Consider the following 22,600-nt stretch of genomic DNA (forward strand, 5'->3'; position numbering starts at 1 on the left):
TCATTGGCTCACGGTTGCCGCGGCCTTGCTGGCCTGTTCCACTGCATGCGCCGCTTCCGGCGGCATGTAGTTCTCGTCGTGCTTGGCCAGCACCTCGGTGGCGCGGAAGGTGCCGTCGGCCTCCAGCTTGCCCTGCACCACCGCGCCCTTGCCTTCCTTGAACAGGTCCGGCAGCGTGCCGCGGTAGCTCACCGGAATCACCTGGGCGGTATCGGTGATGGCGAAGCTGACGGTCAGGCCGTCGGCCTCGCGCCGGATCGAGCCTTCCTCGACCATGCCGCCGACGCGGAAGGTGGTGCCGGTGGGCGCCTTGCCCGCGGCGACTTCGCTGGGGGTATGGAAGAACACCAGGTTCTGCTGGAAGGCGCTCAGCACCAGGGCGACGGCGGCGACGAGCAGGACCACGCCGCCGCCGACCAGCATCAGACGTTTGCTACGGGCTTTCATGTTTCCGACTCCATGGCGGGCACCGGTGTGCCGCCCTCTTTTGCTGAACCTCTCGCTGAATCCTTGCCGACGGCGCGCCGCCAGCGCAGCAGCCGCGTGACGGTGTCCTTCCGGCGCCGCAGGACCAGCACGAGTTCCAGCGCCATCAGCGCAAACGTGAGGCCATAACTGCCCCACACGAAATACGCCGCGCCCCCCATGTTCCAGAACGCGGACCAGCTCTCCCACTGCATCAGGCACGCCCTCCCTTCGCCTGCATTTCGCGCTCGAGCACCGCGCCGACCCATTCGGTATGCCGCTCGCGTTCGAGGATCATCGACCGCGCGCGCCACAGCACCACCGCGATCGTGTACATCCAGGCGGCGATCGCCATCACCAGCATGCCGACCAGCATGGTCGTCGCCATCGACGGCGCCTTGGTCACGCTGACCGAGGCGCCCTGGTGCAGCGTGTTCCACCACTGCACCGAGAAATAGATGATCGGCACGTTCACCGCGCCGACGAGGGCGATGATGGCGCCCGCGCGGTCGGCGCGGCGCGGATCCTCGATCGCGCGCGTCAAGGCGATGAAGCCGAAGTACAGGAAGAGCAGCAGCAGTTGCGAGGTCAGGCGCGCATCCCACACCCAGTAGGCGCCCCAGGTCGGCTTGCCCCACAGCGCGCCGGTCCACAGCGCGACGAAACAGAACATCGCCCCGGTCGGCGCCAGCGCCTGGCTCATGATGAAGGACAGGCGGGTGTTCATGACCAGGCCGACGCCGGACCAGAACGCCATCATCAGGTAGACGAACATCGACATCCAGGCCGCCGGCACATGGATGAAGATGACGCGATAGACCTCGCCCTGGGTGGCATCGGTGGGTGCGACAAACAAGCCGAGCCACAGCCCGGCCAACGTCAGGACCAGCGCCGCGGCGGCGAACCAGGGCGCGAGGCGGCCCGCCAGCGGATAGAAGTTGTGCGGGGCCGCGAAGCGGAAAAGGCTGCGGCTGCGCTCTGGAGCATTCATGCGTCGCACTCGTTGTTGGTACGTTCCACCGGCAAGCCCGCCGCCGGTTCGGGGTTCATCATCAATCCGTCGAAATCCGCAGCGCCGCGGCGCAGGCCCACGGCGCCAGCGCCAAGGCCCCCGCCAGCCCCCCGCCCAGCAGCAGCAGGTGGGCCGCGGCGCCGGTACCGGACATCTCCGCCTCGACCGCGCCCGCGCCGAAGATCAGCACCGGCACGAACAAGGGCAGCACGAGCAGGGCCAGCAGCATGCCACCGCCGCGCAGGCCCAGCGTCAGCGCGGCACCGACCGCGCCGAGCAGCCCCAGGATCGGCGTACCCAGGGCCAAACTTAAGACCAGCACCGGCAAGGCGCCTTGCTCAAGGTCAAGCAACAGTGCCAGCCCGGGCGCGACCGCCACCACCGGCAGCCCGGTGCTGAGCCAGAACGCCAGCACCTTGGCCGTGACCCATAGCGCAGCCGGTTCGCTAGACAGGAGAAGCTGCTCCAGGGTTCCGTCGGAATAGTCCTGCGCGAACAGACGGTGCAGCGACAGCAGGCAGGCGAGCAGCGCGGCGACCCACAGCACCCCCGGGGCGATCGCCCGCAGTTGGTTGGGTTCGGCGCCGACGCCGAAGGGGAACAGGCAGACGACGATGACGAAGAAGGCGAGCGTGACCAGCACGTCGGCGCGGCCGCGCCAGGCCAGCAGCAGGTCGCGGCGCAGCACGGCGAGGAAGGTGCTCAGCATGCGTAGGCTCCGACGTCGAGCACGCGCGGCGTCCGGGTGAACGGAGCGTCCTGGTGAGTGGTCAGCATCACCATGCCGCCGCCGGCGCAGTGTTCGGACAAGGCCTGCGCCAGGTCGGCCACCGCATTGACGTCGAGCGCGGTGAAGGGCTCGTCGAGTACCCACAGCGCGCGGCGCGCGGACAGGAACAACCGGGCCAGGCCGACGCGGCGGCGCTGCCCCTGGGACAGCACGCGGGACGGCAGGTCGAGTTGGTCCGCGAGTCCGATGCGCTCGAGCGCCCGCGTACAGGACGCCTCGTCGCTGTCGTCGCCCGCGGCGGCACAGGCGAAGCGCAGATTCTCGAGCGGGCTCAGCAAGTCGTTGATGGCCGGCGCATGGCCGAGGTAGAGCAGTTCGCGGTGGAAGGCCTCGCGCTCGCGGCGGATCGATGCCCCCTGCCAGCGGATCTCGCCCGCCTCGGGCAGCGCCAGGCCGGTGACCAGCCGCAGCAGGCTGGTCTTGCCGACGCCGTTGGGCCCGGCGACGCGCAGCAAATCGCCCGCCTGCAGGCAGAAGGCGAGTTCGCGGAACAGCAGTCGATCGCCTTTCAGACAGGCGAGATCATGGGCTTCGAGCATGGGGAAACGATTATAGCGAGGAACACCGCGGCTCTCGCGTTTGTTCGGCACACTACGCCGCCGCGCCCGCCCTCGGGCAGCCGCGCCCTTGTCCCGAAGCGACGCGGTCCGCGAGGCATGCCGCCCCGCGGACCGCCAGGCGCCGGACCCGATCAGTAGGAAGGAATGAAGCGGTTCACCCAGGCGAACAGCTCGATCAGCGGCCACACGATGCAGATCAGGATGCCGGCGATCAGGATGATCTCGGTGAACACCGGCCCGACCGAGCCGGTCAGGTTGCTGGCGAAGCGCGGCGCCGGCACCTGCGTGTAGTGCTTCAGTTCAGGGTCGGTCACCTCGGCGTCCTTCACGCCGGTGATCATGCCGAGGACGTGGTTGGTCTTGTGGCATGCCGAGGCCCAGCAGTTGCCGATCAGGTGCAGGGTGACCAGCGAGGCGGCGATGTTGCCGCACCAGATGTGCAGGTCTTTGAGGCCGACCGTGATTTCCTGGCCGAACAGCGCGAACGTGGTGAACTCGTCTTCCCAGTCGCTCGGCACCATGTCCCCGAGGGGCCCCATTTCCTGGCCCGCGCTGTACAGCATCAGGCCCAGCACGCAGGTGCCAAGCATGATGAAGATCAGCGCGAACACCATCGCTCCGCCCAGCGGATTGTGCGAGATCGTGTGCATCGGGTGGCCGACCACCGAATCGACGCCGTACTTGACCATCGTCTTCGGGCTGTAGATGAAGGTCCAGAAACGCACCGCGCGCGGGCCGACGAAGCCGTAGACCACGCGGAACAGCATGTAGCCCATGATCACGTAGGCCGCATAGACGTGCAGCGGAAACTTGTCGGACTTGATGTACAGCGCGGCGAAGCACAACACCATGACCCAGTGGCCGATGCGGACGATGGGGTCCCAGACCTTGACGAATACCCGGGCCGGAGGCGTGCCCGTTGCTTGAGTGCTCATGATTTTCTCGGTAGGCAAATGAAGGAAATCCTCGGCCGACGCCCGGCCATCCATCTTGGGGATGGACGGCCGGAACGCCCTGCGCGAACCCTGCCGCTCAACGGAATGTGTAGATGTAGCGCACGGCGATGAAATTCGCCGTCTGCTTGGGCTTGACGCTCACATACGTGCCGTCGGCATAGCTGAACGGCGAGCCGTCGGCCAGCGACCAGGTCCAGTCGTTGGTCTTCCAGCGCTCGTGGATGAAGTCGACGCGCACCTCGGCGCTGTCGTCGATGACGTAGGACGAGAACACGCTCACCCTGAACAAGCGGCTGTCGATGTCGGACAGGTCGCCGGAGAAGTTCGCCGGCAGCAGCGTGCTTCCCCCGGGCAGCAAGCTGACGCGCTGGTCGTACTTGCTGGTGCTGCGCGTCCACTCCAGGTCGGCGCCAACCTTGAGCTGCGACATCGCCTCGCCGCGCACGCCCAGCCCGAACGAGTGGCCGACGTCCTCGAGCGCGGTATCGAGAATCGCCGGGCTGCCGCCGCCGTTGGCCGCGCGCGCGTTGCGCTGCCGCGCCTTGCTCTGGTCGTACGAGTACCAGCCGTTGAGCCGCCACGTATCGCTCAGCACATAGGCCGCATCCAGGCTGTAGAGACGTGTCGTGCCCTTGTGCAGGCCGAAGGGCCGCGTGTCGGCGACGGCGGCGTCGTAGCTGTCGTCGTGCTCGTACTTGTCGCGCCCGTCCTCGATGTTGAACTGGAGGGAGAGGTTTTCCAGCGGCATCCAGTCGAGGGCGAGGCGGACCTTGTTACGGTCGCGGTCGGCGATGTTCAGGGGGCTGATCCGGTTGCTGAACTGGGCGAACCCCTGGTTGTCGGTGTTGTAGGTGCTGTTCGCGCGCACCCAGCTCGAGCCGGAGCGTTCGCTGTACAGATAGGACAGCGAGCCGTTGAGCACCTCGGAGAGCGATTTCCTCAGTTCGAGGCGCCACGTCGTTTCATCCACGTCCTTGCGCATCGGCACGACGCGCTGCGCATCCGGTCCGCCCGCGCCGTCGACCACCGAAACCTTGCGGTCCTGCTGGCGCTCATCCACGCCGAGGGTGACGCGGTAGTCGGACGGTAGCCGGTAGCTGGCCTCGAGCTTGGCGGTCAGGGTTTCGTTGGAAACCGGCATGTAGTTCATGCACTGGTTGACGCCGCACGCGGGGTTGACCTGGATGAAACGGCTGGTCGGCGTCTTGTCGTCGACATCCTCATAGCGCAGATTGGCCAGCAGCGACAGCTCCTTGGTCGGCCGCGACGTCAGTCCGAGCTGGAACAGCTTGGTGTCGACCCGGCCGTCCAGCCTGGACGGCGAGCCATCCACCGAGATGCCGAGGCCCTGTGTCGGCAGGCGGTCATCCTGCGTCGCGCGGGTATAGGCCAGCTTGAAGGTGGCGCGGGTGCTGGACGTGAAGTTGTAGCCGCCGTTCAGGTAGATCTGGTGCGCCTGGTTGTCGAGCGGCTGGGTGAAGTAGGTGGTGCCGCTGAGCGAGCCATCGGCCAGCCTGTTGGCATGGGTCACCATGTCGCGCCGGGTCCTGTACCAGCTCCCGTAGTACCCCCCGGACAACTGCAGCTTTTCCGCAGTGTAGTTCAGCACCGCATCGACCTGGCGGGTGGTGCTGTCGATCGGCTCGAGCAGGAAGGTCGGCGAAAGGCCGCTGGAAGGGCGCAGCCCGCTGCTGCGCCAGCCCGTCTTCTCCTCGTTCTTGAAGTCGAGCTGGAAATCGAGGCCGGGCATCAGGTTCTTGTACAGGCCCAGGGTGCTGATCTGGCGCTCGCTGCTCGGCCTGACCGTGTGCTTGAGCAGCGAGCCATGGCCCTGAACCTGCGTCGCCCCGCCATTGCTCGTCTGCAGCGAGGTATTGAAGGTGTTCGGGTTGTCGCGCGTGATGCGCTTGAAGCCCAGCGAGATGCCGACGTCGCCCTGGCGCAGGTATTCGCCGCGGATCTTCTCGCTGCCGTCGATGCCGAGATTGCGGACATCGAGCTTCCACCACGTGCCGTTATCGGCATCCAGCCTGACGATGTCCGCATCGATCAGCCCGTAGGCCTGGCCTTCGCGCATGCCATCGTACATGCCCTGCTGGTAGCGGTCCCCGGACCAGTTGCCGATGCCGACCGAAACCGAGCTTTGCGGCTTCATCAGCGCGTCGCGTTCGTCATCCGCCTGGGCCGGCCCGAAGACGGCCAGCAAGGCGGCGGAGAGAGCGGTCAGGCGAAACACGCTCGTCGTAATGTGCATGATTTCTCTCCCTCGCTCAGTAGCGGAAACGCCGGGTGGTGATGGCGTCCTGCGTGCTGTTGCTGCCGTGGATGTTGGTATGGCAGTTCAGGCAGCCGCGCGCGACCGTGCCCGTGGCCGTGCTGCCCAGGACGCCGGAGGCCGTCGGCAGGCCTGCGGCCTGGCTCGGGTGGCTGCTCTGGCTGTGGCATTCCTGGCACAGGAAGGGCGGACGGGACTTGAGCAGGCTGGCGGTCGTCGTGCCGTGCGGGTTGTGGCAGCTGCCGCAATCCTCGGCGACGGGCTGGTGGTTGTGCACGAAGGGGCCGCGCTTCTCCATGTGGCAGCTGTAGCAGGTCTCGTTGACGCTGTTCCTGAGCAACTGCTTGGGATTGTCGCCATGCACGTTGTGGCAGTCCGAGCACGTCATCTTGCCTTCGGGGATGGGGTGGTGCGAGGGACGGGTAAGCTCGGCGCGCTGCTGCTTGTGGCAGCTGTAGCAGACCTGCGGCTGCTCGAGCTCGTCGCGCACCTTGTCGTGGCCGGTGTGCACCTGGTGGCAGCTGGTACAGGACACGTCGCGCGCGGCGTGGGTGCTGCTGTTCCAGTTCATGTGCTTGCCGCCCTGGTGACAGGACATGCAGGTCGCGCTCTGCTGCTCGGCCGTCAGATGCGATTTCTTGCTGAAGAAGACGTCCGGCGCGGGACGCACCTGCACGTCCTCGGGCTTGTTGACGTGCGCTTCGCTTTCTCCGTGACAGGTGGTACAGCTCGGCACCCGGCCGTCCTTCGTCACGCCGTGCTTGGTCTTGGCGATCGACAATACGGGGGCGACCTCGTATTCGTCATGGCAGCTCGTGCACTTCGCATCACCCTGATAGATGATGTCCTCGCCCTCCTGCGCTTCTTCCTGCGCCAGCGCGGAAGGCGCGAAAGTGCCGACACCCGCGATCATCAGGGCCGCGAGCAGCCCCTTCTTTATCGTTTTGAACATGGAGGTACCCCCGGGGCAATCGGACGGCTTACGGACGGGACAGAATCCACTGGACGACGGCGTTGATCTCGTCTTCCTTCTTCGTCTTCAGCGGCTCGTGGTCCTCTTGCTTGCCCTTGATCTCCACCTTGCCGAAGGTCGTCACGTGCTTGTGGATTTCCGCTGCGGCATCAGGCTTGTCGCGGTACTTCGCGGCGATTTCCTTGTACGAAGGGCCGTCCTTTGCCTTTTCCGGCGTATGGCACTTCATGCAGTTGTTCTTCTTCAGCAGGGACTTGACCTCGTTGTCATCCATGGCGTGCGAAGCGGACGCGCCAAGGAACAAGACGGTACAGGCGGCGGACAGGGCGGTACGGAACAGGCGGGCTTTCATTTCGGATCTCTCGCACAGGTGGTTCGAAAACGCGCGCCGGACGGGAAAACCGGCTACGACAGTGCGATTGTGTTCCGATCCGGAAAAACCCTACATCGGAAAGGGATTAAAGTACCTGTAGGAAATATCCTAATGCTGCGGCGCGTCCGTCCCGTGCCGCGGCCGCCGGGGATCCGGCGGAGAGAAGGCCTCAGTACAGGTCGCCGGGATCGACGAGGTGATGGGCGATGGCATAGCGCACGAGTTCGGACAGGTTGCCCATTTCCATCTTCTGCAGGATGCGCGTCTTGTGCGTGCTGATGGTCTTCACGCTCAGCGACAGTTCGGTGGCGATCTCGGTCAGGCCGTGGCCCTGGACCAGCATGCCGAACACCTGGTATTCGCGGTCCGACAGCAGCGTATGGGGCAGCACGGTACCGATCGGGCGCAGGGCGCGCGCCATCAGCTCAGCCACCTTCTCACTGACATACACCCCGCCATGCGCAACGCGGCGCATAGCGTGCAGCAGCAGCTCACAGTCGCTTTCCTTGGTGACGTAGCCCGCGGCGCCGGCATGCAGCGCACGCACCGCGTACTGCTCCTCCTGGTGCATGCTGAGGACGAGGATGGGCAAGCCGGGCTGCTCGTCCTTGACCAGCCGGATCAGGTCCAGCCCGCTGCGTCCGGGCATCGAGATGTCGAGCACGAGCAGGTCCCAGGCGCGGCTGCGCACCATATGCACGACCTCGATGCCATTGGCCGCCTCGCCGACGACGCTCAGGTCGTCGGTCTCGGCGAGAATCTGCTTCAGGCCGTCGCGGACGATGGCGTGGTCGTCGGCCAGTAGCACTTGCAGTTTTCCCATGCTGCGACTTCTCCTTGTCTGCAAAATTTTCCGGCAGGCATCCCCTGCCGAAGCCACGCTGCGCATGCGCGATGCTACCCGGCGCAGGCAGCCTGGCTCAGGACTGCACCGGGATCCGCATCTCGATCCGCGTCCCCTCGCCGGGCACGGAGAATACCGACAGCACGCCGCCATTGGCCCGCGCGCGCTCCCGCATTCCGAGCAGCCCCAGCCCGGTCCTGCGCACATCGTCCACGACGAAGCCGACGCCATCATCGGATACCGTCAGCCTCCAATCATCGCCATCGCGGCGGAATTCGATCAACACCGCCCGCGCATGCGCGTACTTGATGATGTTGGTGAGCGACTCCTGCAGCACGCGGAACAACGACAAGGCCTGGCTGCCGCCGCGCGGCGGCTCGTCGCGCTCATCCACGTCGAGCGTCACGCCCACCCCGGTGCGCTTCGAGAAATCGTCGACGAGCCAGGAGATGGCCGCAACCAGTCCGAGGTCGTCAAGGATCAAGGGGCGCAGCTGGTAGGTGATGCGGCGCACCGAGCCGATCGTCTGGCTGAGCTGGCCCTTGATGACGCCGACCTTTTCCCTGAGATCGGCCCGATCCGCCGGCAGGCGCCCGCCCAGCCACGACAGCTCCAGCCGGATGCCGGTCAGGAGCTGGCCGAGCTCATCATGCATCTCGCGGGCGACGTCGGCGCGTTCCTGCTCGCGCACGTTCTGCATCGCGGTGGACAGCTCCAGCAAGCGCTGGTTGGTGACGCGCAGGTTCTCGTCGCTCTTCCTGCGCTCGGTGAGGTCGCGCAGCACGACGGTGAAGATCCGGTTGTCGCGGAACACCGTGGCCGAGAAACTGCACTCGGCCGGAAACTCGCTGCCATCGGCATGCAGGCCGCGCATCTCGGCCTGCCCCAGCCCGCCCCGCTCGCCGAGGCCGGCATCGCGCCAGACCCCGGCGATACGCACGAAAACCGCCCGCGACGGCGGCGCCAGCAAGTCCTCGAAGGGACGGCCGACGAGCTTGGCGGCATCACAGCCGAACATGTGCTCGGCGGCGCGGTTACAGAGCACGACGGCGAAGCACTCGTCGAGAATGACGATGCCGTCGGTCACCGACTGCAGCATCTGGCGCAGGCGTTCGTCGCTTTCGCGCAGTTCCGACTCCGCCTCCTCGTGCCGCAGCAAGCTCCAGATCAGGCCGCCCGCCGCGACCAGGATCAACAACGAGACGATCACCGCGCCGCCGACGATCGGACGCATGATCTGGGGCCATGCATAGAGCGCGTCGTCCTCGTCGATCGCGACTGAAATCGCCAGCGGATACTGCGGTACGGCCCGGTAAGCGATGAAACGGTTCCGGCCATGCGAGGCCTCGGTCACCATGACGACCTCGCCCGAGACGCCGGGGCCGGGCATCAGGCCGGCGGGCAGCATGGCGGTGGGCCTGCCGGTCAGCACCGGATCCGGCGGCGCGCCCGCCACCAGCACGCCGCTACCGTCGAGCAGCTCGATGCGCCGCCTCACCCGCGGGTCGACCCGGCTGTAGAACCCCTCGAAATAGTCGATCAGGATCGACACCGCCAGCACGCCGCGGAAATTGCCTTCCGGATCATCCAGCCTACAGGCGATGATCAGCGTCCAGCGGCCGTCGGCGCGGCTGAGGATGGGCGCGCTGATGACCAGCTCCTCGCTGCCGGCGGCGGCGGCGCGGCGGAAATAATCGCGGTCGGCGAGCGAATCCGGCGGGGGGCCGCCGGGCAGCGAGGAATTGGTCGGGTATCCGTGCGGGTCGATGACGAATATCGACCGGATCTGCGGCAGGCCCGCGGAGCGGGCGCTGAGCAGGGCCTGCACCGGGAAGCTGTCCAGCGGCAGGCTCTGGCCGATCGTGTCGGACAAACGGTATTGCACACCGCGCAAGGCCACCGTCGCGCCTTCGAAGGCCCGGCTGCTCTGCTCGGCGAGTATCACGGCCAGGCTGTGGATCTCGGCGCGGGCCCGTTCCAGCTCGGCGCGGCGCAACTCGAGGAGCACCAGCCCGGCACCGAGCACCAGGGCACTGACAATCAAGGCCGTCAACGCGGCGACTGCGAGGATGGGGGGCTGCAACCAGCCCGCGCGCTCCGACTGCGGCATTCTGTTCCGGCCGGCTGGCCGGCCAATATTTGGTAACAGATTCTAAGACAGAAGCCGGCTTCTGCGGCGCATCACGAAACGGCGGCGCGGGCCCCCGGGCCCGGCCGCCGCAAATCAAGGCTGGCGCGTCCCCGCGGGCAGCGTCAGCCGCGACATGTAGTCGCTGACCGCCTTCAGGTCCTCGTTGCTGTAGTCGCGGATGAAGATGACCATCTTCGGGTTGGCGTTGCGCCGCTCCCCGTCGCGGATCATCACCGCCTCCTTGTACAGATAGGCGTAGTGCTGGTGCGCCACCAGCGGATAGAACTCTGTCGCGTTGCCTTCGCCGTTCTTGCCGTGGCAGCTCGCGCAATCGTTTTCGTAGAGCTCGCGGCCGCGCTCCAGGCGGTTGCCGCTGCCCTTGCCGTTGTCGAGCGAGATCGGCAACTGGTTGAGATAGGCGGCGATGTTCGCCACTTCCTCGACCGACACCACCCACTCGCCGACGAAGGGATGCATCTTCGGATTGTCGCGGCGCCCCGCGCGCACATCCATCATCTGCTTGATCAGCACCGAGGCATGCTGGCCGGCCAGGCTCGGGTAGATGGCATCCGCCCGCCCCGAACCGTCCGACTGGTGACAGCCCTGGCAGATCTCGTAGGCGATCTTGCCTTGCTCGATGTCGGGGCGGTGGGCGAGCGCCGCATCCTTGTCGGGATCGGGCTGGTTCCACACGTAGCCGCTGGATTCGATGCCCGGCGCGCGCGGCGCGGCGTCCGGCTGGGCGAGGGCCGTGCTACAGGCCGTGGCCAGCACGAACATGGCAGAAAGTGCGGATTTCATTTGCTGGCCTCCAGGCTGGCGATGTACTCCGCCACGGCGCGGGTTTCGGTCTCGCCGAGGCGGCTGGCGATGGTCTGCATCAGGCGCTTGTCGTTGGTGCGGCGGCCGTCCGCGAACTGCTGCATCTGGTCGAGCACGTAGGTCGGATGCTGCCCGGCGAGCCGGGGGTAGCGCGCGTTGCCGACGCCGTTCTGGCCATGGCAGCCGGCACAGGCCGGCACGCCCTGGTCCGGATTGCCTTCGTTGAAGACCCGGCGCCCGGTTTCGAGCATCGACGGATCGTCGACCTGGCCCGGCGAGGGCTGCTGCGACGCGAAGAACACCGCCGCATCGGCCATGTCGCGGGCGCTCAGGCCCTCAACGATGGGCTTCATGATGTCGCTCTGGCGCCGCGCGCTGGCAAACTCCTGCAACTGCTTCAGGGCATAGTCGGCATGCTGGCCGGCCAGCTTCGGAAACATGGGGACCGGGCTGTTGCCGTCCGCGCCATGGCAGGCGACGCAGACCTCGGCGGCAACGGCCTTGCCGCGCTCGAGGTCGCCGACCACCTCGGCGGAGGCGGAGCTGGCGGCCAGCAGCAGGCCGGCACAGGCCGCCGCTGCGATCATTCTCGAATGCTTCATCTCACTTTGCCTCCTGTACCGCTTCCATCGTGGCGATCTCGACCGGCTGGGAAAGTCGGCGCATGCGTCTTACAGCCTGATCTGCAGCAACAGGCCGATCAGGCTGGCCCGGTAGTTCTGCGGACCGGCATCGAGGATGACGGCGGTCGGCAGCGCGGTGCCCGGCGCATTGACGGCGACCGGATCGGACTCCAGCCCGCTGTAGTGCCAGTCGCGATACCTGCCGTACTCGTGGCGCAGCAGCAGGCGGGCCGACACCGTCTTGGTCACCGGCACCAGCAGGTTGGCCTCGAGGATGTTCTGGCTGGTCGTCAGGTCCGGGAAGCCGCTGCCCGCGGCGGCGATCGTGGCCGCGTTGGCATTGGCCGGCAGCGAGTACTTCATCTCGGTCCTGCTCTTGGCATAGGTGTAGCTGATGTCGAACTTGACCTTGCCGAAGTCGTGGCGCAGGCCGAGCCCCAGGGTGTCGCTGCGGTCCTTGTGGTCCAGCTCCCAGAAGTTGCCGGCCACGAACACCGCGCCCGAGTTCGGGCTCTGGCAGATTTCCTCCGCGTTCTCGGGCGTGATCACGCCCATCAGGCTCGACGCGCCGATCAGGCAGCCGGTGCCGCCGCCGCTCGGCACCGAGCGCTGGTCGAGCGTCCCGCGCTGGAAGGAATAGAAGGCGTAGACGTTGCTGGCCGGGCTGTACTGCCAGTCGACATCGACGTTGAACCAGTTCTGCCGCTGCTTGCCGCTGCGCCCGTAGTCCGAGCTCGGGTAGCGGATCTCCTTGAGCTGGGCCGACAGGCCGATGTCGAGGTCCTCGCGCGGCATGTAGTTGAGGCGGGCATTGAGCGTGTTCTGGTCGCGGTCGGAGAGGTCGTACTTGCGCATGCCGTTGTTCATGTGCACCACCCACGACTGCACGTTCGAGCCCGCCGCTTCCGGCATCGGCACGATATGGCCGCTCAGGAAGCTCGCGTACGGATGGTGCGTGTGGTAGCTGCTGCCACGGCGGCGATCGTGGGCGAAGGACAGGCGCACAGTCGTGTCTTCGATGCTGCGATTCACGTAGCCGAGCTTGTACTTGTCTTCCCAGGTCTTGTCGCGCTCGCGGTGGTCGCGCGCGTAAATCTCGCGCTCGTAGGCGGCGTTGATGCTGGAAGTCTTGAGCCGCCAGTCCGCCGTCAACCCGGTGTTCAGCTTCCGGTAGTCGTACGGCACGCTGCGGATGGGGATGTTGCCGGCCGCCGCCCCGTTGCCGCCGTACAGCATGGACACGTTGCTGCCGTCGTTGATCATGCGCCCCCACACCCCGGTGCAGCCGAAGGCGCTGACGCCGCCGGGCGTGCCGTCGCCGCTGTCGATGTACTCAGCGTTGGGGTTGCAGGCCAGGTAGTCGGTGTGGTTGCGGGTTTCGTAGTAGCGCGCCTTGGCCTTGATGTTCAGGCGGCTGGTCGGGTTCAGCGACAGCCCGAGGTCGACGAGCCGGGTGTCGATGCGGGCATCGGCCGATTGGCGGCTGAGCGAGTCGGTGCTGTCCCAGTTGGCCGTCGACACGTTGGTCGGCCGCAGGCCCGAATAGGTGGTGTACGGGACCAGGTCGTCGTCCTGGCGCGACGAACCCATCGACACCACGGCGGTGAAGCGCCCGTTCATCAGGTCAGGCAGCTTGCGCGCGTACTCGGCCTTGATGTTGTAGGCCTCGTTGTCCGGATAGAGGTCGAAGCGGCCCGCGGTGAACATGCCGGGCGTCGCCCCCGTGATCGTGCCCGGCGTCACCCGCAGCGGCGTCTCGAAACTCAGCGTGTCGATGTTGTTGCGGAACAACGACGCCGACGCCTGCAGGTTGAAGCTGTTCAGCGGGTCGGTGTAGTACAGGCCGCCGACGAAGTCGTGCGTCTCGTAGTCGATCGGCTCGATCACCTCCATCGGCGCCTGACCGCCGCCGCCGGCCCACACCGAACCGAAGGGCCGCGCGCCCTCGCGCTTTTCCAGCGAGTAGCCGGCGAAGACCTTCAGGTTGTCGGTCAGGTTCATGTCCAGGCGCAGGCCGCCCTTCTTCCGCACCAGCCCGAGTTCGGTGTTGGTGTTGGCCTGCGCGACCGCGGTGATGGCCTGGTTGTCCGCCGCCAGGTCGCCACTGCCGCCCGCGGTCAGGCCGGGCTTCAGCGTCAGGTTGCCGCTGCCGGCGCCGTTCCACAGCGAGCGGAACGAGGTGGTGAACACGTGCGGCGTTTCATTGTAGAAGGCCTTCACCCGCCAGTCGTTGTAGCGGCCGAAGGTGGCGCCGTAGAACTGGTCGTCGCGGTCGACCCCACCGCCGACCACTTCGAAGTAGTGGGCGGTGTCCGCCTTCTCGGCGGAGACGCCGAAGGCGCTCAGGTAGCCGCCATTGCCGACGTCCTTGTAGCGCTTGAAGCCCTGCTCTCGGTGATCGCCCGACACGTGGGTCACGCCGAACTCGACGAAGCCGAGGTATTCCCAGCCGCCGGTGGTGCTATGGACGCGATCGCTCGGCACCTTGGGCACGCTGTAGAGCTGCCCGGTCGGCGTGCGCGCCGCGATCGGCTCGCCATTCAGGCCGTCGGGATCGTAGCCGCTGGTGTAGGTCAGCGGATTCACCGGCGCCAGGTTGAGCGCATTCCCCAGCGAGGTATCGGCCCCCACCGCGGAGTCGGCCCAGGCGCGCTCGACGGCCATCATCGCCAGCGCCGCGCCCACCAGGACGCTCAGCATCCGGACCTGCGGCTGGACGGAGAGGCGGACGGCCGCGCAATTCGCATTGACGTTGTTCATGTCGAATCCCTCCGATCAGCGCTGGAAGCGGGCACCCGCCGGGTGATTGCTGCCATGGACCTGCGTGTGGCAGTTCTGGCACGAGCGGCCCATGACGCGGGAGTTGAGGCCGGTGTCGTTGCCGGCCATCTGCGAGGTGTTGTAGAACACCGACGGATGGTTGGTGTTGGCATGGCACTGCTGGCACAGGGCCGGACGGGCCACCTGCAGCAGCTTGTCGTGGTTGCTGCCGTGCGGCGTGTGGCAGTTGGTGCAGGCCTCGCGCACCGGCGCATGCTCCCAGACGAAGGGACCGCGCTTCTCGGCGTGGCAGCTGTAGCAGAGGTCGTTGACCGAATCGGCCTTGAGCAGCGGCGCGGTCGTCGTGCCGTGCGGATTGTGGCAATCGACGCAGCTCATCTTGCCTTCCGGCACCGGCATGTGCGAACGCTTGCGGAATTCCGCGCGCTGCTGCGAGTGGCAGCTTTCGCAGGTCTGCGTGATGCTCTGCTTCTTCAGCAGGCTGGTGCCCGAGAAGCGCGCCATCGGGTTGTGGCAGTCGCTACAGGCGAGCTTGTTCAGGTCGTGCGCGGAACCCGGCCAGTGCATGCGCTGACCGCCCTCGTGACAGCTCAGGCACTGCCCGTTCTGCTTGTCGAGCGGCGTGCCCCAGGACTTGGTGAAGCCGATGATCAGCGACTTGTCGACGATCTTGTCCCAGGCCTCCCCGCCCTGCGCCACCGGGTCGGCCGCTTCGCTGCCCATGTTCTCGGCATGGAGCGAGCCCGGCCCGTGACAGGCTTCGCATACCTGGCGCTCGGTCTCGTTCTTCGGGTTCTGGCGAAAGATCTTGGCGTGGAGGGTGTGGCCGAAGTGGGATTCTTCGACCTGGTGACAGGAAACGCAGACCTGCTCACCCACGTAGGTGGCATGCCGGGCCGGCTCGTCCGCCGCGCCCGCCGCGCCGCCCGCGAAAAGGGCAGCGGCCGTCAGTACCGCCCGCAAGGCTGGAAATACACCGGAAAGCTTCATATCGTCGTCTCCTCGCCTGCAATGCCGACGCATTACGGCCGCCACCTAAAAACCGGTGGCACTCCAAGGGTGAACGGAGGGGAAACGCAGCCCGATATCCGCAGCGCCGCTGCAGCGGCGGACATATGACCGGACACCCTCCTCTGGCTTGTCCCCGGGCGGGCCGCCTGACTGTCTGCGGCCAGCTCCGGGCTGTAACAAGGTGGTTACAAGTTTGGAACGAGTCTAATCTGCTTCCGCACACGCGCCTTGCCGGAAAGTGAACCGATGTTTGCGCAATCGGTCCCCGCCTCCTGGGTACACGGCGCCGCGCCGCTGCAACAGGGCGCGATCCCGCCTCTCACGTCGCTCGGGCTGACGCCGAAGCGGGCGCGGAAGACACGGCTGAAATGGGCCTGGTTGGAAAACCCCCATTCCTGGGCGATCAGATAGACCGGCCGCCTGAGCCTGCCCGGCGCGGACAGCTCGCGATGGCAAGCATCGAGCCGCTCGGCGGTGATCCACTGCATCAGCGTCATCGTGCTGCGCGCGAAAAGGCGGTGGATGTAGCTCGGCGACAGGCCGACCGCATCGGCGATCAGCTTCACATCCAGGTCGGGGTCGGCCAGCCGGCCATGCGCGAAGGCCTTGACCCGCTCGAGGTGGTAAGCCTCGACCGCGGAGGCGTCGTCCTGCACCTGGCGGGAAAAACTGCGCAGCATGCCGCCCAGCAAGCCGAGCACGGCATCCGCGCAACTCTTGAAGTCGGACGGCGCCAAGGTCTGGCGCTGCATGAAGATGCTGCGCAGGGTGCCGGCGAATACCGCTGCCGAGCCGCAACAGGACGCCATGCAGGAAACGGTCAGCGCCCGCCAGTCCCGCATCGCCGTCTCCAGGCTGGAACAAGGCACGCGCAGCACCACGTGATGGAAATCGTCCCTCAGCTCCAGCGCGAAATGCTGGCTGTCATCGAGCAGGTGCAGCGATCCGGGCTGAAGCCGCGCCTCGCGGCCGCCCTGCCGCACCGACCCGGTGCCGGCCACGTTCAGCAGCACGGCGACGCCGTCGCTGCAGCCGCGCACCTGCAGGGTATGCGGCGAGCCCCGGGTCTCGAACACTTCCAGCATGCCGAAGCGGAAGTGGCTCAAATGCATCGCGAATGGCGCCAAACCGTTCGGCTCGATCTGATGGCCCGACTGCAGCAGCGCCCCCATATCGCTACAGCACTGCGCAATGCGTTCGTGTTCGGGCCTCGCTTCTGCGGCGACTATCTCGGTCATCGGCGGATCTCCTCCAGACGTGACAGGAATGCTTCTTGTTTTGTAACCGCCTGTTGCGGCCTTTCCCGAAGCTTGTACTACGAACCGGAAGCCTTCTGGCCGAAATGGACCCGCCCGGCCCGGCCGGCAGGAGAAGACTGTCGCACTTCGGCAACAGTGTCGACACCCTGCCCGACAGCCCGCCATGCCAGGCCTCACGGGCACTTCACCCCTTCGGCATGGAAAACCATGTCAATCGATTTCCCAGTCGTCGATCTCCACCACCAGCCCCGGTTTCGCCTCGATCAGGACGTAGAAGGGTACGGCGGGTGTGTCGAAGGAGAAGGCCCCGTCGGCATCGAGTCTCCCGCGCACGAGAATCGCGTCATCGTCGCTCAACACATCGATGCGCAGCCCCGGCAGCGGCTTGCCGTTGACGCCACCGGTACAGCGGATGGTTTTCGCATCCTGGCGGATGCAGTCGCCGAACATTTCGTAGCCATGCGCCAGCACCTGCTGCGAACAGATCATCAGCAGGCCGGCAAAGACGCAATATCCTTTCTTCATCGCTTCATCGACTCCTTTCGTCTGCCCACTGCGCCGTCGCCGGCGAAGCCAGCACCAGCGGTATTGCCGCGCGGTGCCTAGTGCCGTCCCATCCTTCCAGCGTCAGCCACAGGTCGGCATCCGGGCGAACATCCGCGGGGATCTGGACATTGGCGAAGCGCCGGTAAGGGCTGCCCGAAAACAGTTCCCCCGACGTACGCACGTCGCCACGCGGCCTGCCGACGCGCAGGTAGGCGGCCTTCACTTGCGGAATGCAGGCCTGGCACACGGCCAGAGTGAACACTTTGTCGTACTCGTCATCGTGGTGCTTGGGCGGTTCGACGCGCCATTCGCCCAGCGTCACCGACCACGGCCCCACCTCGAATTCAGCCGCTACCCGCTGCCCCAGGCCCGTCTTGGCAGCGGGTTTCTCCTGCGCCAGATAGTGCGGTAGCCAGGCCACCGGCAGAATCAGCAGCAGCGCGCTCAGGTGAAAGCGCCAGCGCTTCCACCAACGCGCGGGCGCATTGCCTTCGGGCGGCGCCAAGGACGCCGGCAACGGTGCATCGATGCTTTCGTCACCCTCGCGCTGCCTGCCCTTCAATGCCGCCGCCGTCGCCTTGGCAGTGCGTTTCGTCCAGATCAGCAGGCCGGAGCCGACCATTGCGGTCAACAGCACACCGCAGACGAAATACACCAGTTTCAGGCCCAGGCCGACGAAATCGCCGGCATGCAAGGGACGCATCGATTGAGTGAAGATTTCCAGCCCGGAACGATTGGCGATGCTGCGCGCGAATTCCACCCGGCCGGAATAAGGGTTGATCCACACGCTTTCCGTCAGCAGTGGCCAGGAAGCCGCCTGGCCGACGACGCGGATCGGACTGAAAGCGCTTTCGCCCAAGGAGAAAAACGACGCATCGACGTCGGGAAAGGTATCCCGCATGATTTGCGCCGCCCGGTCCAGCCCGATGCGCGCCACCTGGCCGCCCGGCTGCGCCTGCGGCACATCGTCGCGAGAGAGGATCAGCGGCAGCGCCGGGCTGGTCGACGGCAATTCGATGTCCGCGTGTCTCAACACCCCTTGGATCAGGAACCACAGCCCGGTGACGGCCATGATCAGGATGAAGGGAATCGACCAGATGCCGGCCAGCCGGTGCAGGTCGCCCCAGAACACGCGGCTGCCGCGGTCGATGCGCAGACGAGGACGAAAAAAACCGCGCCAGAAACGCTTGTAGACCACCAACCCGGTGACCAGCGATCCGAGCAATGGCAGGGACAACAGTGAAACCGCGTACCAGCCCGGACTGACGCCCTCCTTGAACGGTACCAGCAGCCAGCCGTGCAAGGCACGGATGAACTGCCGAAAGGAAAACCCCTCCGGCTCGCTGCCCTGGATGTGGCCGGTGTAAGGGTTGACGTAATGGTTGACCAGGCTGGTGTCGGGATACTCCGCCTGCACCGTCCACGCGAACATCGACTTCACCGGGCGGGAAATGCGCCGCACCACGGCCTCGGGATGCTCGCGGGCAATGACGGCGAGGATGGCATCGTAGCCCAGCATCTCGGCATCGGCGGCGGGCGGATTGGCGCGCACCGCCGGATCGGCCAGCCAGACGATCTCTTGGCTGACAGTGGCGATGCTGCCGGTCAGGCAGACGAAGAACAGGAAAGCCCAGACGGGCAGCGCCAGCCAGCTATGGGCCAGAAACCACCAGCGGGCGGAGGATGGGGCTCGATTCATGGGAAGACCATTGGTGCTCGAGCCGGGGCATTGCCGATGCCCCGGCTTCGAGTCAGGCGGATAGATGCGGGATCAGAAACTGCCGCGCACGGTCAGCAGGAAATTGCGCGGCGCGCCGACGTAGTTGGTCGAGTAATTGCGGATGTACGAGTAGTAGTGCTTGTCGAACAGGTTGTCGATGTTCAGCGCGGCGGACCAGTTCTTGTCGATCTGATAGGCCACCCGGGCATTCCAGATCGAATACCCATCCTGCAGCGTGACGATCTGGGTCGTCGTCAATGGGTATTCCTGTTTGCTGAGGTAATTGACCCCGGCGCCGATGCGCCATTGGCTCAAGCCGCCGGGCAGTTGCCAGTCCGACCAGACGCGCAGGATGTGTTTGGGGTCCCAGTTGAACGGCTTGCCGACTTGGGCCGGAGTGGTATCGTTTTCCAGGTACTTGTTGCGGTTATAGGTGTAGCCCCCGCTGATTTGCCAATCCTTGGTCAGATGGCCGTGTGCTTCCAGGTCGAACCCTTCGCTGCGGACTTCCCCCGCGGCCCTGGAGCACCATTCAGCCCCGGTGCTGCCGCAGATCCGGGGCGCGTCGTAGTCCAGGACGCCCCGGTTCTCCTGGTCGATGCGGTAGACGGCCAGGGAGGCGTTCAACGCGCCGTCGAACAGTTCGCCCTTGATCCCGGCTTCATAGTTGGTGCCGACGATGGGTTTCAGGACCTGGAAATTGACGTCGGTCACGCTTTGCGGCTGGAAGATGTCCGCATAGCTCGCATACACTGACCACTGCGGCGTCAGGGCATAGACGGCACCGAGGTAGGGGGTGAACACGCCGTCTTCCTTCATGCGGGTGCTCGCGGTGAAATTCGGCACGTTGGCATACTCGTACCAGCTGGCCCGCCCCCCGAGAATGAGCGACAGGCGATCGGTCAGGCGGCTGCGCAGCATGCCGTAGATGCCCTTCTGCTCCGTGTCTTTGTCGGCATGCGCAATACGCGTCGGGGCTGTCGTGCCCAAGGGAGGAACATCGGGCCGGGGATCGAACACATCGTAGTTGTAGTGATTGCGGTACTGCACGTAGGCATCGTCGTGTTTGTGCCGGGCGTAGTTGGCGCCAAGCACGATTTCGTGATCGATGCCCAGGCCCTCGAATTTGCCCGACAGGTTGGCGTCGAAGCTGACGTTCCTGCCTTTCAGGTCGAAGCTGTAGCCCAAACCGCTGACGGTGCCACCGCCGACGGGGACCGTTCCATTCGGCGTCGAGTTGATCGCCTCGTATTCTTCGTGGATATAGGAGCCCGCCATTTTCAGCTTCCAGTCGGCGCCGAAGCGGTGTTCCAGATCGAGCAGCAACTGGGTTTCCGTCCGCTTGGCGTCGTTCCAGCGCGCCCAGGGCTGGGCCGAACGGGGCAGGCCAAGTTCCCGGCCGTCGGCATAGCGCGTGATGCCGTCGTAGATCAGGCGGTTGCCCTTGATCTTCGAGTGCAGAATCCCGACGCCGACCGTGGTGTCCGGAGACAGATCGAAATCGAGCGCCCCGTAGAAATTCAGGTTGCGCTCGTAGAGGGTGTCGATGAAGGAGCCCTTGTCCTCGTAATCCAGCACGGCCCGGCCGCGGACCTTGCCGTCCTGGTCGAGCCTGCCGCCGGCATCCAGGCGGGCGCCGTAGTTGTCCCACGATCCGACCCGGCCCTCGACATTGAAGGCGGTCTCGGCCAGGCCGCGCTTGCGCACCAGGTTGATCGCGCCGGAGGGTGTGCCGGCACCTTCGAGCAGGCCCTGCGCGCCGCGCAGCACTTCGACGCGATCCAGGTGGAAGGTGCTGGAAACGAAGGTATTGCCCAGCCCCCCTTCACGGTTCGTCGGAATGCCGTCGTACTGGACGTTGCCGGTGGCAAAGCCCCGCATGACGAAGTCGGTGCTGCCGCCGTAGCGTCTGAACAGGGTGACGCCGGGCGTGTTGGCCAGCACCTCGTCCAGCGTATCCAGCCCCTGGTCGTCCATCCGCTGCCGAGTCATCACGGTGATCGACTGCGGGATGTCCTTGAGCGCCTGCGCCCCCTTGAACAATGTCGAACCACGGACCGCGTAGGAGCCAGAGCCTTCGGTGGTAGCGTCATGCACCATCCCGGCAATCACCCTGACCGGCGCCAGCACGGCTTCCCCCGACGCGCCACCGGCCCCGCGCCGCACAACCACCTCCTTGCCGTTGATCTCCGCCACCAGCCCGCTGCCCGCCAGCAGGCGGTCGAGGGCCTGGCGGGCCGTCATTTCGCCAGACAGGGCGGGGGCCTGCCGGCCGGCGATCACCTCGGGGCTCACCAGCAGTTGCAGTCCGGCCTGGTTGGCGAGCTGGTTGAGCGCGCTGCCGAGGGACTGCGCTTTCAGTGAAACCACTATGGAGGCGGACTCCTGGGCGTGGACCTGTGCCGTGGCGCCCATGACGGCGAATGCCAGGGCGCAGGCCACGCCCAGCGGAGCGGAATGGAAACGGCGGTGGAACATGGGGTACGGCCTCCTTGATGGTATTGAGAATTGTTCCCGAACCCAAAGAAGACGCACCAGCCCCGGATGTGTTGAGGTCCCAGGTATTTTTTTCGCGGGCCGCGTCTTGCGCATGCCCGGAGGCGCGCTACTCCCGCCCCTTGCCGACGATTTCCGCCCGCCCGTCGGCCAGTCGCCGCAGGCGCACGGGCAGCACGCGCGGAAGCGCGCGAGCGAAGGCATCCTGTTCGCGCCAGGCGAAACTGCCATGCACGCGCAGGGCAGCCACGGCCGGGTCGCGCACGACGAGACTCACCGGGCCGTAGCGCTCGAATTCAGCCAGTGCCTGGCCGAGGGTGGCATCGGCGAAATCGATGCGGCCATGGCGCCAGGCGGCGGGTTCGCCGTCCGGTGCCCGGACAGCGGCGCCCAGATGCCCTTGCGCATCAGCGGCGACGGATTGCCCGGCGCCGAGTTCGATCGCTTCGGCGACCTGGAACAGCGTGGCCGGCCCGCCACTGCGAACGACCGCCACGCGCCCTTCTTCGACGCTGACGTACACACCCTGGCCGAACATGCCGCCAGCAGCATGGCGGACGGAGAAGCGGGTGCCAACCACGGTGATGCGCAGCGCGCCGGCCAGCACGTGGAAGGGGCGTCCGGCGTCGGCACGCACGTCGAACATGGCCTGCCCGCCGCTCAGGCGCACTTCGCGGCCGCCGCGGTAATAGGCGATCTCGGCCTGGGTCGCCGTATCCAGCCAGAGGGTGCTGCCATCCGGCAGCACGACTTCGCGGGTGGAGCCGCGCGCGGTTGAGAAACGCTGTTCGTGGAGCGGCCAGCGCTGCCAGGCCGCCCAACCCAGCCAACCGCCGGCCAGCCCGGTCACGGCCAGCGCCGCCGGTGCGAAGCGCGGCAGGCCAAGCAGCCAGGCGCGGCGCCCGGCCGATTCGGGCGGGGCCGGCGGCGCACACCCCTCGCCGCGGGCAGGCTGCGGAGCAA

General features: G+C 66.3%; 20 protein-coding genes. All 20 read right to left on the reverse strand.

From position 1 onward, the window contains the following. The gene (gene ccmE, locus C666_RS11625; protein WP_028792279.1) at window positions 1-447 is read right to left on the reverse strand and encodes a cytochrome c maturation protein CcmE; all 447 of its coding nucleotides are present in this window, start codon (window positions 445-447) and stop codon (window positions 1-3) included. Continuing rightward, window positions 444-680: a heme exporter protein CcmD gene (ccmD, locus tag C666_RS11630; protein ID WP_004338918.1), complete on the reverse strand. Its 237-nt coding sequence runs from the start codon at window positions 678-680 to the stop codon at window positions 444-446. Before ccmD ends, ccmE begins: the two co-directional genes overlap by 4 nt. Beyond that, entirely contained in the window at window positions 680-1,456 is a 777-nt protein-coding gene (gene ccmC, locus C666_RS11635) for a heme ABC transporter permease CcmC (RefSeq protein WP_004338920.1), read from the reverse strand. Before ccmC ends, ccmD begins: the two co-directional genes overlap by 1 nt. A 61-nt stretch (window positions 1,457-1,517) precedes the next feature. Continuing rightward, window positions 1,518-2,186 carry a heme exporter protein CcmB gene (gene ccmB / locus C666_RS11640; RefSeq protein WP_004338922.1) on the reverse strand — a complete coding sequence of 223 codons (669 nt, stop codon included), beginning with the start codon at window positions 2,184-2,186 and terminating at the stop codon, window positions 1,518-1,520. Continuing rightward, window positions 2,180-2,806, reverse strand: a complete 627-nt coding sequence (gene ccmA / locus C666_RS11645) for a cytochrome c biogenesis heme-transporting ATPase CcmA (protein WP_004338923.1) — start codon at window positions 2,804-2,806, stop codon at window positions 2,180-2,182. Before ccmA ends, ccmB begins: the two co-directional genes overlap by 7 nt. Window positions 2,807-2,958: 152 nt before the next feature. Then, a complete protein-coding gene (locus tag C666_RS19345) occupies window positions 2,959-3,762 on the reverse strand; it encodes a cytochrome b/b6 domain-containing protein (protein ID WP_004338924.1) in 804 nt (267 codons plus the stop codon). 97 nt (window positions 3,763-3,859) lie between these two features. After that, window positions 3,860-6,037: an MtrB/PioB family decaheme-associated outer membrane protein gene (locus C666_RS11655; protein ID WP_004338926.1), complete on the reverse strand. Its 2,178-nt coding sequence runs from the start codon at window positions 6,035-6,037 to the stop codon at window positions 3,860-3,862. 16 nt (window positions 6,038-6,053) lie between these two features. Then, on the reverse strand, window positions 6,054-7,010 hold the full coding sequence (locus C666_RS11660) for a DmsE family decaheme c-type cytochrome (RefSeq protein ID WP_004338928.1): 957 nt from the start codon (window positions 7,008-7,010) through the stop codon (window positions 6,054-6,056). Between the two features lie 28 nt (window positions 7,011-7,038). Beyond that, window positions 7,039-7,383 carry a c-type cytochrome gene (locus tag C666_RS11665; protein WP_004338930.1) on the reverse strand — a complete coding sequence of 115 codons (345 nt, stop codon included), beginning with the start codon at window positions 7,381-7,383 and terminating at the stop codon, window positions 7,039-7,041. A gap of 190 nt (window positions 7,384-7,573) precedes the next feature. Continuing rightward, window positions 7,574-8,227, reverse strand: coding sequence for a response regulator transcription factor (locus C666_RS11670; RefSeq protein WP_004338932.1), 654 nt, complete (start codon window positions 8,225-8,227; stop codon window positions 7,574-7,576). A gap of 97 nt (window positions 8,228-8,324) precedes the next feature. Continuing rightward, window positions 8,325-10,358 carry a PAS domain S-box protein gene (locus tag C666_RS11675; protein WP_004338934.1) on the reverse strand — a complete coding sequence of 678 codons (2,034 nt, stop codon included), beginning with the start codon at window positions 10,356-10,358 and terminating at the stop codon, window positions 8,325-8,327. A gap of 114 nt (window positions 10,359-10,472) precedes the next feature. Continuing rightward, window positions 10,473-11,180, reverse strand: a complete 708-nt coding sequence (locus tag C666_RS11680; protein ID WP_004338935.1) for a c-type cytochrome — start codon at window positions 11,178-11,180, stop codon at window positions 10,473-10,475. Next, complete coding sequence (locus C666_RS11685; RefSeq protein ID WP_004338937.1) at window positions 11,177-11,803, reverse strand: c-type cytochrome; 627 nt, start codon at window positions 11,801-11,803, stop codon at window positions 11,177-11,179. The genes C666_RS11680 and C666_RS11685 overlap by 4 nt, the downstream gene beginning before the upstream one ends. Before the next feature lie 69 nt (window positions 11,804-11,872). Beyond that, window positions 11,873-14,584 (reverse strand): MtrB/PioB family outer membrane beta-barrel protein, encoded by a 2,712-nt coding sequence (locus tag C666_RS11690; RefSeq protein WP_004338939.1) that lies wholly within the window; start codon window positions 14,582-14,584, stop codon window positions 11,873-11,875. Window positions 14,585-14,599: 15 nt separating this feature from the next. Continuing rightward, entirely contained in the window at window positions 14,600-15,595 is a 996-nt protein-coding gene (locus tag C666_RS11695; protein ID WP_004338940.1) for a DmsE family decaheme c-type cytochrome, read from the reverse strand. Window positions 15,596-15,801: 206 nt separating this feature from the next. Next, window positions 15,802-16,854, reverse strand: coding sequence for an AraC family transcriptional regulator (locus C666_RS19350; RefSeq protein ID WP_004338942.1), 1,053 nt, complete (start codon window positions 16,852-16,854; stop codon window positions 15,802-15,804). 231 nt (window positions 16,855-17,085) lie between these two features. Then, window positions 17,086-17,400: a hypothetical protein gene (locus tag C666_RS11705; RefSeq protein ID WP_004338943.1), complete on the reverse strand. Its 315-nt coding sequence runs from the start codon at window positions 17,398-17,400 to the stop codon at window positions 17,086-17,088. 4 nt (window positions 17,401-17,404) lie between these two features. After that, complete coding sequence (locus C666_RS11710; RefSeq protein ID WP_004338947.1) at window positions 17,405-19,120, reverse strand: PepSY-associated TM helix domain-containing protein; 1,716 nt, start codon at window positions 19,118-19,120, stop codon at window positions 17,405-17,407. A 72-nt stretch (window positions 19,121-19,192) separates the two neighbouring features. Beyond that, window positions 19,193-21,619 carry a TonB-dependent siderophore receptor gene (locus C666_RS11715; protein ID WP_004338948.1) on the reverse strand — a complete coding sequence of 809 codons (2,427 nt, stop codon included), beginning with the start codon at window positions 21,617-21,619 and terminating at the stop codon, window positions 19,193-19,195. A 127-nt stretch (window positions 21,620-21,746) separates the two neighbouring features. Continuing rightward, window positions 21,747-22,600: FecR family protein (locus C666_RS11720; protein ID WP_004338951.1), on the reverse strand; the 854-nt coding region annotated here is incomplete at its 5' end.

The sequence above is a fragment of the Thauera linaloolentis 47Lol = DSM 12138 genome (assembly GCF_000310205.1).
In the GTDB taxonomy this organism is placed as follows: domain Bacteria; phylum Pseudomonadota; class Gammaproteobacteria; order Burkholderiales; family Rhodocyclaceae; genus Thauera; species Thauera linaloolentis.

Coding starts and splice junctions, on each gene's coding strand:
- C666_RS11690 (WP_004338939.1), bottom strand. CDS start 14,584: ATGAACAACGTCAATGCGAATTGCGCGGCCGTCCGCCTCTCCGTCCAG.
- ccmC (WP_004338920.1), bottom strand. CDS start 1,456: ATGAATGCTCCAGAGCGCAGCCGCAGCCTTTTCCGCTTCGCGGCCCCG.
- C666_RS11675 (WP_004338934.1), bottom strand. CDS start 10,358: ATGCCGCAGTCGGAGCGCGCGGGCTGGTTGCAGCCCCCCATCCTCGCA.
- ccmA (WP_004338923.1), bottom strand. CDS start 2,806: ATGCTCGAAGCCCATGATCTCGCCTGTCTGAAAGGCGATCGACTGCTG.
- C666_RS11705 (WP_004338943.1), bottom strand. CDS start 17,400: ATGAAGAAAGGATATTGCGTCTTTGCCGGCCTGCTGATGATCTGTTCG.
- ccmB (WP_004338922.1), bottom strand. CDS start 2,186: ATGCTGAGCACCTTCCTCGCCGTGCTGCGCCGCGACCTGCTGCTGGCC.
- ccmD (WP_004338918.1), bottom strand. CDS start 680: ATGCAGTGGGAGAGCTGGTCCGCGTTCTGGAACATGGGGGGCGCGGCG.
- C666_RS11710 (WP_004338947.1), bottom strand. CDS start 19,120: ATGAATCGAGCCCCATCCTCCGCCCGCTGGTGGTTTCTGGCCCATAGC.
- C666_RS11695 (WP_004338940.1), bottom strand. CDS start 15,595: ATGAAGCTTTCCGGTGTATTTCCAGCCTTGCGGGCGGTACTGACGGCC.
- C666_RS11680 (WP_004338935.1), bottom strand. CDS start 11,180: ATGAAATCCGCACTTTCTGCCATGTTCGTGCTGGCCACGGCCTGTAGC.
- C666_RS11660 (WP_004338928.1), bottom strand. CDS start 7,010: ATGTTCAAAACGATAAAGAAGGGGCTGCTCGCGGCCCTGATGATCGCG.
- C666_RS11685 (WP_004338937.1), bottom strand. CDS start 11,803: ATGAAGCATTCGAGAATGATCGCAGCGGCGGCCTGTGCCGGCCTGCTG.
- C666_RS19350 (WP_004338942.1), bottom strand. CDS start 16,854: ATGACCGAGATAGTCGCCGCAGAAGCGAGGCCCGAACACGAACGCATT.
- C666_RS11670 (WP_004338932.1), bottom strand. CDS start 8,227: ATGGGAAAACTGCAAGTGCTACTGGCCGACGACCACGCCATCGTCCGC.
- ccmE (WP_028792279.1), bottom strand. CDS start 447: ATGAAAGCCCGTAGCAAACGTCTGATGCTGGTCGGCGGCGGCGTGGTC.
- C666_RS19345 (WP_004338924.1), bottom strand. CDS start 3,762: ATGAGCACTCAAGCAACGGGCACGCCTCCGGCCCGGGTATTCGTCAAG.
- C666_RS11665 (WP_004338930.1), bottom strand. CDS start 7,383: ATGAAAGCCCGCCTGTTCCGTACCGCCCTGTCCGCCGCCTGTACCGTC.
- C666_RS11715 (WP_004338948.1), bottom strand. CDS start 21,619: ATGTTCCACCGCCGTTTCCATTCCGCTCCGCTGGGCGTGGCCTGCGCC.
- C666_RS11655 (WP_004338926.1), bottom strand. CDS start 6,037: ATGCACATTACGACGAGCGTGTTTCGCCTGACCGCTCTCTCCGCCGCC.